The sequence below is a fragment of the candidate division WOR-3 bacterium genome (assembly GCA_016926475.1).
GTDB lineage: Bacteria > SDB-A > SDB-A > SDB-A > SDB-A > JAFGIG01.
Genome location: JAFGON010000050.1, coordinates 1 through 14,501, shown reverse-complemented (window position 1 = coordinate 14,501; position 14,501 = coordinate 1). Strand labels below are relative to the sequence as shown.

The following is a 14,501-nucleotide window of genomic DNA, read 5'->3' as shown; positions in this document are numbered from 1 at the left end:
ATTAAAATTCCTCTTTTGTACACTTTTTATCGAAACGAAAATATTTTTTTGGTCATGAGGAAAATTTGACCTGAAAAGCCAATCCTTTCGCCTTCAATATTCAGAAAATAAACTCCAGGAGGCATATCGGATAGACTTATTCTCCCTGAAAACCCATCTTCCAAATGCTTTCTTGCAATGAAAACTCTTCCCGAGGCATCAAAAAGGGAGTACGCCAAGCTGGCGAGGTCCTGACCTTGATAGTGTATTTCAAAGTAAGGCGGATTCAGATAAAAATTTACTTTTAAATCCCTGGGAAAATCCACCTCTCTATCAACGGGTTCTTCGACAAAAGTTTCATTGAATAGAGAATCAATGTTCAAAGATACGGGTGTTCTCAAATATGCCGGCGAATCAGAAGTAGCCGCAGAGATTTTCAGAGTCCTCGTCTGGCCGATCCACTGAATCATCTGATTGTTGCTCGAAACCCCTGCGCCCCCCGACATAATTTTCCAACTTCTCTCAGGTGTCACAGAAGAATCTGCCCTGATGGAATCGGTTATGTTGTTATACCTATAACAATACACGGGAGTTTGCAACGCTCTGAAATGATTTGTGCAGACGACATTGTAAAGCGGAATACTCCCATCATGGGAATAGACTCTGAAAGTGTCCCCGTGCTGGTTGTCGCACTCTATCGCTATGGCGGCGAAAGTATCGTTTCTACTGCATGTCGCCTGAATTATCGAAGAACAATAAAATCTGTGTGAGCTAAAAGCGCTCACCGCGTCGAAGACATCGCATTTGCCGTCGCTATTCAAGTCTCTGCTCTCGACAGCGTCTCTCGAAGCTATCAAGGCTGGATAGAGGTCTGTCGGGTTGGGGTGGTCGGGCGAGTTTCCCATATTTTTAAAAGAGGTCAAGCCGCTGTCGTTGACAGCTGAAAGAGCCGCTATAAAACCCGAGTAGGCGACCGATACCCAGGGCTGTTCGTCGGATTCTGAAGGGATGCTGACGATAATCAGGTGGTTGTCCTTGAGAGTCGAATTCGAAGTCCAGTCCATCATCCTCGTTATTACTAGTGATCCGTTTAGAATAGTGTCATTTTGAGTCATAGGACCCCAGCTAGAAAGGCTGGAGCATTCCAATGCCTCGACAATCTCATCCATAGCGCTGGCCATCAAAATATCCATCGAATCAAGATCTCTGTTCAGAACAGCGCACCAGGTGCTCTCACCGGCTGCCACAACACCATCGATCATAGCCCCTGCCTCGGCGAGATAATCCTGAGAAACCGAGAAATTGCCTACATAAAAAGATCTTGCAGATTCATATAGTGACGCGTTGTTGTAAAAAATATAACTTAAAACATAGTTCTCAAACACATCCCCTATTCTCGGTGCAAGAAGGTAACCATACGCGAACCCTCTCTCTTGATGCGTCCCCCAGATCCGAAGGACGAGCATGTTTCTGTCCACCCTGGTGGTGTCTCCGTTGACATTCTGACAAAAAATAACTCCTGCAGATAAAACCCACAGAGTCAGCAACAAAAAAGTCTTCTTCATTTATTCTCCAATAAAAAAATACATTATGCCTTCCATTTTACCTGTTTTGTCGGGCAAAGGACAGACATCTACATCTAAAGGATTCTCACTGAACCTGACAGCGTCAACTCTGGCAAGGCCGAGCAAAAAAAGGGACAACTCCCCTCTGCTGACGCCAGATGTTCTGCAGATATCGTTCACAGTCAAAGACCCATTGAGATTTTCCAGCCACAGCACTCCTACTGAATCGAGAAAAGGATAAAATTCCGCCCATCTTGAACCGCATATGTACGAAAACCCGTCTGGAACTCCCGACACCGTGTCGTAGCAAGAGGGCAGTAATTCCAGATGAGCAAGCCCTCCTCTTTTATAAGGATACAGATCTCCAAGCCATGCGCCTATTCTCTGTTGCGTGAGAATTGTTTCCGCGTCTGAAATAGCCCATGAAAGGTGGGAGCAAACCGGCATACCTGCTCTGCTCCTCCTTGTCGTGTCGGATAAAATACAAAAAATGTCTCGTGCTATTTCGCTGTTATTGCAAAGATATATTACATCGTTCCAGAGTTCAATTTCAGTGATTTTTGTCGGGTTGTTTTCAATCCGGCCATATCGTGATAAAATTTCTTCGAGCACGGGACAATGAATAAAAATAATTCCGAAAACTATAAAAAAACTCATTTTGACCCCTGTCTGAAAAGTTTTGTGACGGACTTTTATGTCCATGTCCCACTGTGCGTTAAAAAATGCCCTTATTGCAATTTTACATCTTTTCCCTCCACGGACAACAGAATTTCTCAATACCTTTCAGGTTTTCACGAAGAACTTTCCCGTTTCAAACCCGCTTCCAGACCAAGGACACTGCATGTAGGAGGCGGAACTCCAAACATACTCCGAGGTAAAAACGCCATAAAATTCTTTTCAGAACTCGAAAAAGCTTGTCTTACCAACCCTGCTCAGGAATTCGCTCTGGAGCTAAACCCGGAACTTGTAGATGAAGACTATATAAGATTTTTGACAGCAGAAAGCGTGACGAGGTTATCTCTCGGAGTCCAGAGTCTGAACGACAAAAAACTGAAATTTCTCGGCAGAATCCACGACTCTAAAAAAGGGTTCGAATCATATAAAATCCTCAGAAGTTCGAGGGCAAAATCTGTCTCGGTGGATTTCATTTTCGGAGTTCCCGGTGAAGATGAGAAGTCTTTAGCAAAAGATCTGAAAATGATACTTTCTCTTGAATCAGATCACATTTCAGCCTATATGCTAACCATAGAAAAGGACTGCCTTTTTTACAAAAAAACTCAAAGTGGTGAGTTGAAATTGCCGGATGAAAAAAAATCTCTTTCCCTTTTCAAACTCGTGGGTGAAACACTGCAGGATGCCGGATATGAAAGATATGAGACGAGTAATTTCAGAAAAGATTTTATCTTTCGCAGTGTCCACAACTCACATATTTGGGAGGGCAAAGACTATATTGGCTTTGGTCCCGGTTCGGTCTCAAGGGTAGGGCTCAAAAGATGGAGAAACTCATCGGATCTTTTCTCATATTCAAAGGGTGAAATATCAAAAGATGAGGAGGAAATCTCCGAAGAAGACAGGATGCTTGAAATACTAATGACTGGATTGAGGACAAAAGTCGGGATCCGAAAGGGTCTGTTTCAAAAATTGGATTTTGAGAAAATATCTTCTTTCATACATGAAGGATATCTGAAATTCTCAAAAACCCGATGCTACATAACTGAAGACGGTATCCCTCTGACGGATGAGATAACCGCCGCACTGTCACCAATGGTTTGAAATTTCTATTATCTTAAACAGGTAATCCAACTTTATCTTAAAACTAATATCTTTCCGGATCTTACGAAATTACCAGCTGAAAATCTGTAAAAGAAAGTCCCGGATTTCAGTTTTTCATTCATATCGCTATAACCTGTCCACGTGATGTGATATTCCCCTGGAGATATTTTCCCGAGTAACATTGTCTTCACAGATCTGCCGGATATATCAAAAATTTCAATGATAATTTCAATTGATGTCGGGATTGAAAAAAAGAAATGATTTTCTCCAGACATTACATCCTGTTGAAAACCGAAATTTATTCCTGGTTCAACCGTAATTGACCGCTCTTCCACTCCAAGCGGATGCCAATAACAAATTTGAAGCCCGCACTTTCCATCGGCAATCAACAGACTGCCCCAACCTTTTACGCTGTATGCCAAACCGGGAGTGTTGAAATCACCTTCCCAAAAAAACAATGCCCCAGGTGGACAAAAACTGTAGACCTTAACACCAGCTGTATCAAGGGCACAAAATAACACATCATCGCCAACGGGTGTTCCCAAATCTAACACTCTTTCCCCGTCGTAATAGCTGCCAACAAATTGAGGTATGTATGCATTATTTTTACTTATGACACTTAACCCTGAGTCACCGTCGGCGACGATTATATAACCTTGATCAAACAATAAATCATATGCACTCCCCGGCGTATTGCATTGATAAACAAAATCAGGGTCTAAAATATTGCTGATATCAATTACGCTTACACCTGATTCACCAGCTGCAACATAAGCAATATAAACATCGTATATTAGTATGCTATACGCTGTTCCATGGGTGTTGCAGGAACTAATTTCATAAGGAGAAGAAACAGAACTGACATCTATGATCCTCAGACCACCAGAACCATCAGCTACAAAAGCATAGGGCAAACCGTTAGTAAAAACCACATCATTGACATATCCCGGAGTGTCATAGTGCCCTACTTCATAAGGATTAGAAGGCGAACTTAAATTGATTATCCGTAAACCTGAATCTCCATCGGCTACAAAAGCAAAATCTCCTGCAATGCTAACTTTCAAGGCGTCACCAGGCGTTTGACATTGACCTATTTCAACAGGAAAAACTAAGGAGCTTATATCTATAATTCTAATCCCTGAATTGCCGCAGGCTAAAACCGCGTAATTAGATATGATCTCTATATCTTTGACCAGACCTGGAGTACTGAAGTACCCAGCTTCATAAGGCAAAAATAAGTTTTCGATATTTAACACTCTCATGCCCTCTTGATTGTCGGATACAAAAGCATATTCAGCTTTGACTCCAATCTCGTACGCAGAACCAGGTGTATCATAAGATCCGATTTCAATAGGGTTTGAAGGAGATGTAACATCAATTATCACAATACCTGAATCTCCGTCGGCAACATATGCTGTATTTCCTTCCACTGACAAACCATTTGCTTGTCCCGGCGTGTCTAACCATCCAACTTCAAATGGATTTGACGGCGAACTTATGTCGATGATTTTAATGCCTTCGTTTTGATCGGCGACAAAAGCGTAATTTTGTTTGACATCGACATCTTGTGCTGAACATGGAGAAGTGCAATATCCCACTTCGAAAGGATTGTTTGGATCGTTTATGTCTATCACCCTTAAGCCTTGCATAAAATCGGCGATATAAACATAATTCCCGCTCATATATATACCATAGGCCAAACCGGGAGTTTCACAATGACCAACTTCGTAGGCGCTGTTTTGATTTTCGATATTAATCACTCTGAGTCCATATAATTCATCTGCAATATAAGCGTAATTTCCGTCTGAAGTGACTCCGTATGCTTGTCCGGGAGTTTCACAAAAGCTCCATTTAACAGGATCGGTCAAATCGCTCACATCCCAAATTTCAAGTCCTGTCTCCCCTGCTGCTATCATCAATTTCTGAGTTGAAGAATTATAATATAGATCATTGACAAATCCTCTCGTGTGTATAGCTTCTGAAATTTTTTGGGGGTTTGACGGATCAGAAATATCGAGAATATAAACTCCCCCGCCTGACCCGCAAAAAATAACATCCCTTACGGGATCTATTGTTGCTGCCTGGGATATTCCAAAAGGCCAATTTCCTATAAACTCGACATTCGGAGAAGTCTGAGTTTCGGCTTTTAAGGTGGAATTTATAAAGAAGGGACATAAAAATATCACATAAGAGAAAAAAGCTGATTTCACATCTTTCTCCTTACTTATAGTTATTTAATATTACAACACTTTAAGAAAAAAATAATGAAAAAAGTATATTGGATGAAATTATTAAAATTAAATCAATTTTCAATACGAGATACTAAAATTTGAGTGCTGAATCTTTTATTATAACAATCAAAATGCTTGACTTTAACTTTCTATTATTTATAATTTTTTATATTTAAAAGAAGGGGTAGTGGTGCAGTTTGGTTAGCACACTGGCCTGTCAAGCCAGAGGTCGCGGGTTCGAGTCCCGTCTACCCCGCCATACTTTGAAAGTGTGTTTTTGTATTTTTTATACCCTTAAATAACAGGACATTTATAAACGGTGCAATTTCTTAAAAAAACCACCCCCAAAAAAACGAGCTATTCAGATAAAAGGGTTGAAAACCTTTTTGAAAAACATCATAGAGAATATTGAAGTCATAATGAATGTAAAAATAAAATTGCATAATGAAATTATTACCGCTAAAAAGAAAATCCCGGCAATAATTCCATTGTGCTGGGTCATCATATAAACATACTTGTCTACGTTAAAACCAAATACGACTATTACAAGATTTACGATGAGCATTATCAATACAATGACAAAAAAACCATCGATCATAGTTTTCAAGTCAGAAGGGCTGAGTTCCATGTGAGAACTTATGCAGAGCGTAAGATATAAAAAAACCCAGAAAGCGAAACGGGAATAATTCGTATTCAAAAAGATTGATTTCACGAGATCGAGACCTGTCAAACCGACGATTTTCATCTGAACTAAGAAGATTGGGATATCTGTAAAATTCATCTGCACCCAAAACGACGGATAAAATGATTGTCTGGCGTGAGGCAAGAGTAAAAAAGCCAGACCAGCTATGAGTGCACCTCCCAAAATTATGGGACCCGCTCCGATGAAGAAATTGCCGATTCTATGGTATATATTTTTCCTGTTCCATGAGTGCCTGACATAGCCCATGGTTCCGGTCATAAAATCCGGCGAAAAAAGTTTTATCTCCAATATTTTGTGTCCGAAAAGCAAAGCGAAAACCGCATGACCGATTTCATGGACAGGTATCCCTATCCAGCCTGTGACAAAAATATGTAAAAGTATCGTATGGGAATATCTCGCGCAGTTTTCAGTCCATTTTGCCAAAAGATACAAGACGAGTCCGAACAAGAGAAATATGCCGAATATGTTTACAATCTGCCAGATTGTTGTGAATATAGTGGTTATAACCAAATGTTTTAAGAAGTTTACAAACAGCATTTTTGTGTCTTTTCTTATCAAAATGAAATCATATCCCCTCCCCCGATAAATTTCCAACCCCAATGAGAAAATTCTTTTTAGATAATGAAAATTTCAGACCCTGTTTTTAAAGATTTTTATAAGCCCTATACTTTGACAGTTCAGAAAAATAATTTTATCATATATTCTATTTTAGATTCTCTGTCGTAGTCAGAATTGTGTTTTTTATTTAACTTTTTAGGAGGGTTTATGCGCGGAGCCTTTGACCAGTACGCCGAAAAGTATGACGCATGGTTTTTGGAAAACAAAAATGTCCTTTATTCGGAATTGAAACTCGTCGCCTATTTTCTGAAAGACGCCGGAGAAGTTTTGTCTGTCGGCTGCGGAAGCGGGATTTTTGAAAGTCTCCTCGCCAGAGAATACGGCATAGAGATAAAATACGGAATAGAGCCCTCCCGTGGAATGGCTGAAATCGCAATAAAAAGAGGAATGAATGTCGAAATAACCTCTGCCGACATGGCCGATTTTGGAGAGGAGAAATTCAACACGGTTTTGTTCAACGGAACCACCAGCTACATGCCGGACTTGATCAGTATATTCAAAAAAACTCACAGAGCTTTAAAACCCAGTGGCAGAGCTGTCGTAATAGACGTTCCAAAGGAAAGCTCCTACGGTATTTTATACAATCTCGCAAAAGCTCTCGGGACATGGGATCATCCTCTTCTGGAAGGTGTCAAGCCAAAAGATCCATATCCAATAGAATTCGTCAACGCAGCTCTCTGGAAGACAACCTCCGAGAAAACTGAAATTTTAAAAAAAGCCGGTTTTATTTCTTTTGAATACGCCCAGACCCTGACAAAGCATCCTCTCTATTCGGACAATACACTCGAAGAACCGAAACCAGGCTATGACTGCGGCGATTATGTAGCGGTCTGCGCCCATAAAAAATAATCTTGTGTGAAAGGACATACGAGCCAGGTTTTTAGATGAAATTTTCTGATTCAATCTTATACCTCGTTACAGACCGAGCTCTCTCAAGGGGCAGAAGCGTCGAATTCGTGGTAGAGCAGGCGGTAAAAGGAGGAGTTGGAGTTGTCCAGCTCAGAGAAAAAAATCTTTCTACAAAGGACTTCCTCGAACAAGCACTCAAATTGAAAGATATCTTATCCCGGTATGACACCCCTCTGATAATAAATGACAGACTCGATATCGTTCTTGCTTCCGGTGCTGACGGAATTCACATAGGACAGTCCGATATGCCTTACGAATACGCTCGTAAAATTTTAGGACACGATAAAATAATCGGCTTGTCGGTTGAAAATTTTAAACAAGCCGAAAAGGCGAATGAAATAGATGTTGATTACATAGGCATTTCTCCTGTATTCGTGACAAGCACAAAACCTGAACTCGCAAGCGGCTTAGGCATTGAAGGAGTTCGGGAAATTGTATCTGTTTCAAAACACCACAAAATCGCCATCGGAGGTTTGAACTCTTCCAACGCATTAGATGTGCTTAAAGCCGGATCAGATTCTTTAGCGGTTGTCTCGGCTATAGTTTCTGCCGACGACCCTATGAAAGCAGCGAGAGAATTGAAAGACATAATTTTGGAATACAAAAAAAATTCATGATGAAGACGGCAAAGTCGCCCTATGGAGTGTTTTGTGAAAAATACATATAAAAAAGTATTGACGATAGCAGGAAGCGACTCCGGCGGAGGAGCAGGCATTCAAGCAGACATAAAAACTATATCGGCTTGCGGATGTTACGCTATGACAGCTATTACCGCCATAACAGTCCAAAACACGCTAGGGGTTCAATCGGTATTCACTGTTCCAAAAGAGGTCATAGCCCAACAAATAAAATCAGTCCTCGACGATATAGGGACAGACGCAGTAAAAATTGGAATGCTGCATTCTTCTGATGTCATAATTACAGTGGCAGAAACCCTCCAAAGCTATTCCATAAAAGACATCGTCCTCGATCCAGTAATGGTGGCGACCTCCGGCGATAAACTCCTACAAGACGAAGCCATTGAAACTTTAAAGAATGTTTTGATACCGATGTCGAGGGTCATAACTCCGAATATACCGGAAGGTGAAATATTGCTCGGCGAAAATATCGATTCACACGAGAAAATTCGAAAGGCAGCAAGAACCCTTTCTATGGACGGTAAAGTTTCAGTGATGCTCAAAGCAGGGCATATAGAGGAAGAGGAAATAGAAGATGTATTTTACAACGCAGAAGATGATCAGGTTTTGACTTTTAAAACAAAAAAAATACCGACTCAGAACACACACGGCACAGGCTGTACTCTCTCATCTGCCATAGCTTCTTTTCTCGCCAAAGGTTTGCCGATAAATGAAGCTCTGAAAAAAGCAAAAGAATACGTAGATCGCGCCATCAAAGAAGGCTCAAATTACTCTTTGGGTCATGGGCACGGACCTGTTCACCATTTTTACCATTTTTGGCAATAATGAGACCCTTGGGGCATAACACACAGAAATTTTGGGATCACATTCAACCCATATACAAGAAAATACTCCAATGCCATTATGTTCAGCGTCTTGCAGACGGAACGTTGCCTCGTAAGTGGTTTTCACACTATATTTCTCAGGATGTTCTGTACATTATCGATGACTCCAGAGCATTATCTGCAATCGCTGCCAGGGCGAACAATCCTGAAGAAACATACTTTTTTATAGAGTTGGCAAAGGACGGGCTTGACATTGAAAGAGATTTAGAACAGGAATTATTCAAAATTTTCGACATACCAAAAACAAAAAGTAAATCACCGGAATTCAAATCTTACGCGGATTACCTGCTTGAAAGCGCCTTCAATTCGCCATATCCAGTTGCCGCGGCCGCTCTTTTGCCTTGTTTTTGGGTTTATAACAGGACGGGAGAATATGTATTTGAAAATTCCGCTGAAGACAATCCCTATAAAAAATGGATTGACGCTTATTCAGGCGGCAAATACAGAGAATACACACAAAAGTTTATACAGATCGTAGAAATTCTGGCAGAAAATTCAGACAGTCAAATCAAAGAAAGTATGCAAAGCGCATTTTCAAAGAGCGCCGAATTCGAATTCCGCGTATTCGAAGAGGCATCAAGTATCAGTTAAAACCACCAAAAATTCACATTTTGATTTGCGCAAAAGTTAAAAAATGACGTTAGATTTTATTGTTTCGAATCTTCGTAAATCTTTGTGCCGATTCTGATCATGTTCGCCCCTTCTTCGATAGCGACAAGATAAGAATTGCTCATTCCCATTGACAGATACTTCATTTCGACATTTTTTATGTTCAATTCCGATATTTCGTCGAACAATTTTTTGGTCTCCTGAAAATATGACCTTGAATCTTCCGGCAATCCTGCCCTGGGTCCCATGGTCATCAAGCCCATTATTTTTACATTCTCAAATAAAGATATCTTCTCGACCAGGCCTCGCGTGTCCTCAGGGAAAACTCCGGACTTCTGTCTTTCCTTTCCGCTGTTTACTTCAATTAAAACCGACATCACTTTTCCGATATCTCGACATTTCCTGTCTATCTCCCGTGCTATTTCAACTGAATCTACGGTCTCTATCATATCGAATATTTCAAGGGATTTTTTCCTCAACAAATCATGTTTCTCTCTCGACGGTATTCCGATATAGTGCCAAAGAGCCTTTTTCCCGATCTTCACATAAGCTCTTCTCGCCTCGGCGCAGTAATTTTCTCCAATTATTCGAGCACCCGCTTCTACCACCTGTAAAATTTCCTCGGCAGATCTTCTTTTGGAAGCCGCGACAAGTAGTACACCTTCAGGCAGGACCTTTAAAATTTTTCTTACATTTTGTCTTATCATTTAATACCGCCTAAAATTTTCTGATATATTATTTAATATTAAACTTCTATTTATTATATCATATACAAAAAATCATCTTTATCAGAATCGCGGATTCTGCACCTTCAAAGCCTGCTTGAAACATCGAATGCTTCAGCAATTGCATCTTGAGCATTGCCAACTTCTCTCGCGTCTCCTATAGTCCAGACCGGCACTCTTCCTTTTATTTTTCCTTCCAAAGGGTTGTAGCTCTTCATGCTGGTAGAGACGACTATAATGTCGATGTCTTCAAAACGAATTTGCTGTCCGTTTCTCTCGGCGAAAACTGTTCTTCCTTCGATTTTTTTTATATGAGTGTATTCGCTGAAAATTGTCCCTTTGTCTTTCATCATTTTAAGAGAAAGAGTTTTAGCCATCAACTCCATATCTCCGCCGAAATCCGTAGTCCTTTTAACAATCGTCACCCTATTGCCCAAAGGGATTAGGGCTGTGGCGACATCAACGCCTACCAGACCTCCGCCTATTATTAAAACATTCTTGTTTTTAGGTAAATTTTCTTCTAGAAGGATATCAGCCCAAAAATATGATTTTAACCCCGGAATATCCGGCACCGCAGGCACAGAACCCGTAGCGAGAATAACTCCGTCATATTTTGATATGAGGTCGGACTCCATGGCTTCCTTTTTTATGACATTGACCTGGTTTGACTCCAATTCTTTTTTGAAATATGGGACTAGTTTTGCCATGCTCCTTTTGTTGGGTGTCAGAGGGGCGAGGTTGAATTGTCCTCCTAAATTTTCCTTTTCAAACAAATCTACCTTGTGCCCCCTTCTCCTCAGTGTCAGGGCAGATTGCATTCCGGCGAGTCCGCCACCTACGACTGCATACTTTTTTTGAGTTTGAGCCCTCTCGAAAGTTTCATCCTCTCTCCCTACTTCAGGGTTTATAAGGCACTGGAGACCTTTACCTGACCTGACTCCACCAAGACAGCCTTCAACACATGCAAGACATGGTCTTATCTCTGCTTTGATCTCACCTGTTATTTTGCCAACAAAATCAGGGTCGGCGACAAGCGCTCTTCCAACTGCGATATAGTCCGCGGAAAATTTATTCTGGAGAATATCGACATCTTCAGGGCTGTCAACTCTACCGACAAAAATAATTTTTGAACCAGTACCATCTTTTATCTCTTTTGCCATCTCCCATGTTTTACCCTTGGGGACGAACATGTGTTGAAAAAACCAGGGCGGCGTTGAGCAAACTGTACCGGCTGAAACGTGTATAGCTTCGACATCCTTTTCTGCAAGCTTTTTGGAAAGTTCGACCATTTCAGTCAACTTTATACCCTTGGGCACCATCTCATCCCCGCTCAATCTGACTATTACTGGCAATTTTACAGCTTTCTTTATCGCTTCCAAAACCATTAGAGGAAAACTGATTCGATTTTCAAAATCCCCACCGTATTCGTCGTCTCTGTCGTTGACAAATGGCGAAATGAACTGCGCCAGAAGGTAACCGTGACCAAATTGCAACTCCAAAGCGTCAAAACCCGATTCTTTTGCCCTTTCTGCCGCCATGACAAAAAGTTTAACTGTATTTTTTATGTCTTCAAGATCCATCCTCTTAGGTATGAATCCGCCATTTTCGCACGGTTTGTCTGTCGAAGATAAAAATATGTTACCGGTAATTTTCGGGTTCGCCATTCTCCCGGGATGATTTAGGTGGGCAATGACTTTTGTGTCAAATCTGTGTAATGAATCCGTCAGCCTTTTAAGCCCTTTAATTTTGTCGTCTGAATCAATACCCATTTGCGTTGGGATTTCCCTTAAAGACTTATCCAAATAGAAAGGCTCGGGAATGACGGCTCCGAGAAATTTGGATCTGATACCATAAAAAGCTAAATGCCTTTCGCTTACAACCCCGTCTTCAGAACTGTAACCTGTTTTAATAGGCGCAAAAATAAACTTATTTTTTAGTTTTAACATTTTTTCCCTCCCTTATGGGAAAGTCGCTGTAATTTGCAATTTTCTCAAGACTTCCCAAATTTATTTAGGACAGAATTTTTTTAAAAAAAATCAAACAAGTGCTAATTTACCCGAGTAGTTCTGGATAACAGATTTGTAGTTTTCTCTGAGTATTTTTAAACTCTCAGGCAAATATTCCATAATATCACCTGACAGCATTCCATCCTCACCGACTGCTTCTGCGGCGAGGTCTCCCGCGCAACCGTGAACATATACTCCGGTTCGGACAGATTTTTCGACATCAAAACCGAGACCATGCATTGCGGAAATAACTCCGGTCAGAACATCGCCACTACCCGCGGTCGCCATGCCTGGGTTTCCGCTGAGATTTATAAAAATCCTACCGTCAGAAAATCCAATCAAAGAATGTGCTCCTTTTAGCACAATTGTAGAGTTCAGTTCTTTTGTCAATTTATTAAGAATTTGAATTTTGTTCTTCTCCACAAATTCGACGTCGACTTTCGCCAATCTCGCCATTTCTCCTGTGTGAGGGGTGAGAATTGTCGGAAATTTCCGCTCTTGCAAAACACTTAGGTCTTCAGTTAAAGCAGTCAAACCGTCCCCGTCTAATAGTAGGGGTTTTTCAATTTTATTTACGATTTTTTTGACTAGTTTCTTGGTCTCATCGTCCAAAGATAATCCAGGCCCGGCGACGACAAAATCCACTTTGTCGGAAAATTCTATCAATTCTTTCTCATTCTCAAGAGACAGACTTCCAGATGATGTCTGCTTTTGAGGGATTAAAACTATTTCGGCGCCTTTCATCCCGATAAAGGGCGCAACGCTTTCGGGAGTCGCCAAAAAAGAAAGCCCACCACCAGATTTGAGAAAAGACATTGCAGATAAATATGGAGCTCCAAGATATTTTGACGAACCGGCTATAAAAAGTGTTTTACCGAAATCCCCCTTGTGCGAATTACTCTCCCTCTTAGGTAAAACCACCGGATCGTTTGTCGAGATTTTTATATATTCTGCTCCATGTAATTCGGGGGGAAAAGATATATGAGAGACGTAGATCTTGCCACAATGATCAAATCCGGGATGCATGATATTTCCGATTTTTGGAAGGCCGAATGTTACTGTAAAATCAGCTCTAACAGCCGTTTCCATTACTTGGCCTGTGTCACCGTTTATACCCGAAGGTATGTCGAGCGAAAACACTTTTTTGCCGCTAGACCTGATTATATTGATTATTTCTTTGTGCAAGCCATCTACCTGCCTGTCGAGACCAGTTCCGAATATTGCATCTATGAGCGAGTCCGAGTTCTTTATCAAATCAATAATTGGAGATGGTTCAACAATGGTAATAATTTCAATATTTAGCTTTCTGATGATTTCTAAGTTTTTCTTTCCCGCCCCTTTAAATTTGGAAATTTCACCCACTACCAAGACTTTGACATCTCCTCCAGAAGAATACAGCTTCCTTGCCACTACAAGTCCGTCACCTCCGTTATTACCCGTGCCGCATAAAACCATAAATCTTTTACCCTCAACACCGAATTCATTCTGTATTACCGAATAGGCTGCATGACCGGCATTTTCCATCAGGATTTCCTGGGGTATCCCATAAATTGAAACCGCCTTTTCATCAAGAGAGCGCATTTCAGCGACAGAACTAATTTTCATTCGGCCTCCATTCGGTAAGATTAAAAAATATTCTTTTTGGTTCTCTATATTTCAAATGACTTTCCAACTCCCCCCTCTATGTATTTTTGAGGGTACATTTTTTTTATCATTTCCCTATGCCGTGTGCAATGAGTGGGGCATATAAAGCTTAAATTTTTGAAAAGCTCAAAACGATCAAATCCGTGCAAACCTCCTACAATGGAGTATATCTTGCCGAATTGCGAAGCAGCTTTGAAAATTTCTTCCATGTCAGGAT

The 14,501-nt window shown here is 40.9% G+C and carries 13 protein-coding genes and 1 tRNA gene; 6 read left to right on the top strand and 8 right to left on the bottom strand.

The features are described from left to right. Positions 1-26: 26 nt before the first annotated feature. The gene (locus tag JXA84_05030; protein MBN1150567.1) at positions 27-1,544 is read right to left on the bottom strand and encodes a T9SS type A sorting domain-containing protein; all 1,518 of its coding nucleotides are present in this window, start codon (positions 1,542-1,544) and stop codon (positions 27-29) included. Beyond that, a complete protein-coding gene (locus JXA84_05025) occupies positions 1,545-2,201 on the bottom strand; it encodes a hypothetical protein (GenBank protein ID MBN1150566.1) in 657 nt (218 codons plus the stop codon). Between the two features lie 24 nt (positions 2,202-2,225). On the opposite strand from JXA84_05025, the gene hemW reads away from it, so the two are divergent. Next, a complete protein-coding gene (gene hemW, locus JXA84_05020; protein MBN1150565.1) occupies positions 2,226-3,317 on the top strand; it encodes a radical SAM family heme chaperone HemW in 1,092 nt (363 codons plus the stop codon). 32 nt (positions 3,318-3,349) lie between these two features. Here the strand turns inward: hemW and JXA84_05015 are convergent, their stop codons facing one another. Further along, the gene (locus JXA84_05015; protein ID MBN1150564.1) at positions 3,350-5,527 is read right to left on the bottom strand and encodes a hypothetical protein; all 2,178 of its coding nucleotides are present in this window, start codon (positions 5,525-5,527) and stop codon (positions 3,350-3,352) included. A gap of 202 nt (positions 5,528-5,729) precedes the next feature. Between JXA84_05015 and JXA84_05010 the strand changes: the two genes are divergently transcribed. Next, a tRNA-Asp gene (locus JXA84_05010) sits at positions 5,730-5,807 on the top strand. Positions 5,808-5,909: 102 nt separating this feature from the next. Here JXA84_05010 and JXA84_05005 read toward each other — a convergent pair. After that, complete coding sequence (locus JXA84_05005; GenBank protein MBN1150563.1) at positions 5,910-6,809, bottom strand: hypothetical protein; 900 nt, start codon at positions 6,807-6,809, stop codon at positions 5,910-5,912. A gap of 207 nt (positions 6,810-7,016) precedes the next feature. Here JXA84_05005 and JXA84_05000 point away from each other — a divergent pair, with 207 nt between their 5' ends. Genes JXA84_05000 through JXA84_04985 form a run of 4 tightly spaced genes read left to right on the top strand, consistent with a single transcriptional unit; the run spans position 7,017 to position 9,891 of the window. Beyond that, positions 7,017-7,718, top strand: coding sequence for a class I SAM-dependent methyltransferase (locus JXA84_05000; GenBank protein ID MBN1150562.1), 702 nt, complete (start codon positions 7,017-7,019; stop codon positions 7,716-7,718). 35 nt (positions 7,719-7,753) lie between these two features. Beyond that, entirely contained in the window at positions 7,754-8,395 is a 642-nt protein-coding gene (gene thiE / locus JXA84_04995; GenBank protein MBN1150561.1) for a thiamine phosphate synthase, read from the top strand. A 21-nt stretch (positions 8,396-8,416) separates the two neighbouring features. Beyond that, entirely contained in the window at positions 8,417-9,241 is an 825-nt protein-coding gene (gene thiD / locus JXA84_04990; protein MBN1150560.1) for a bifunctional hydroxymethylpyrimidine kinase/phosphomethylpyrimidine kinase, read from the top strand. Beyond that, the gene (locus JXA84_04985) at positions 9,232-9,891 is read left to right on the top strand and encodes a TenA family protein (protein ID MBN1150559.1); all 660 of its coding nucleotides are present in this window, start codon (positions 9,232-9,234) and stop codon (positions 9,889-9,891) included. The genes thiD and JXA84_04985 overlap by 10 nt, the downstream gene beginning before the upstream one ends. Before the next feature lie 56 nt (positions 9,892-9,947). Here JXA84_04985 and JXA84_04980 read toward each other — a convergent pair whose 3' ends face one another. The 4 genes from JXA84_04980 to JXA84_04965 all read right to left on the bottom strand — a co-directional run. Further along, positions 9,948-10,616 carry a YggS family pyridoxal phosphate-dependent enzyme gene (locus tag JXA84_04980; GenBank protein MBN1150558.1) on the bottom strand — a complete coding sequence of 223 codons (669 nt, stop codon included), beginning with the start codon at positions 10,614-10,616 and terminating at the stop codon, positions 9,948-9,950. A 104-nt stretch (positions 10,617-10,720) separates the two neighbouring features. Next, complete coding sequence (locus tag JXA84_04975; protein MBN1150557.1) at positions 10,721-12,580, bottom strand: FAD-dependent oxidoreductase; 1,860 nt, start codon at positions 12,578-12,580, stop codon at positions 10,721-10,723. Between the two features lie 90 nt (positions 12,581-12,670). Beyond that, positions 12,671-14,245 (bottom strand): NAD(P)H-hydrate dehydratase, encoded by a 1,575-nt coding sequence (locus JXA84_04970; GenBank protein MBN1150556.1) that lies wholly within the window; start codon positions 14,243-14,245, stop codon positions 12,671-12,673. A gap of 44 nt (positions 14,246-14,289) precedes the next feature. Next, a partial coding sequence (locus JXA84_04965; protein ID MBN1150555.1) for an MBL fold metallo-hydrolase occupies positions 14,290-14,501 on the bottom strand: 212 nt, incomplete at its 5' end.

Bases quoted from the DNA above. Each gene is read 5' to 3' on its own strand.
- JXA84_05030 (MBN1150567.1), bottom strand. From the start codon at position 1,544: ATGAAGAAGACTTTTTTGTTGCTGACTCTGTGGGTTTTATCTGCAGGA.
- JXA84_05025 (MBN1150566.1), bottom strand. From the start codon at position 2,201: ATGAGTTTTTTTATAGTTTTCGGAATTATTTTTATTCATTGTCCCGTG.
- JXA84_05000 (MBN1150562.1), top strand. From the start codon at position 7,017: ATGCGCGGAGCCTTTGACCAGTACGCCGAAAAGTATGACGCATGGTTT.
- thiE (MBN1150561.1), top strand. From the start codon at position 7,754: ATGAAATTTTCTGATTCAATCTTATACCTCGTTACAGACCGAGCTCTC.
- thiD (MBN1150560.1), top strand. From the start codon at position 8,417: ATGGAGTGTTTTGTGAAAAATACATATAAAAAAGTATTGACGATAGCA.
- JXA84_04980 (MBN1150558.1), bottom strand. From the start codon at position 10,616: ATGATAAGACAAAATGTAAGAAAAATTTTAAAGGTCCTGCCTGAAGGT.
- JXA84_04975 (MBN1150557.1), bottom strand. From the start codon at position 12,580: ATGTTAAAACTAAAAAATAAGTTTATTTTTGCGCCTATTAAAACAGGT.
- JXA84_04970 (MBN1150556.1), bottom strand. From the start codon at position 14,245: ATGAAAATTAGTTCTGTCGCTGAAATGCGCTCTCTTGATGAAAAGGCG.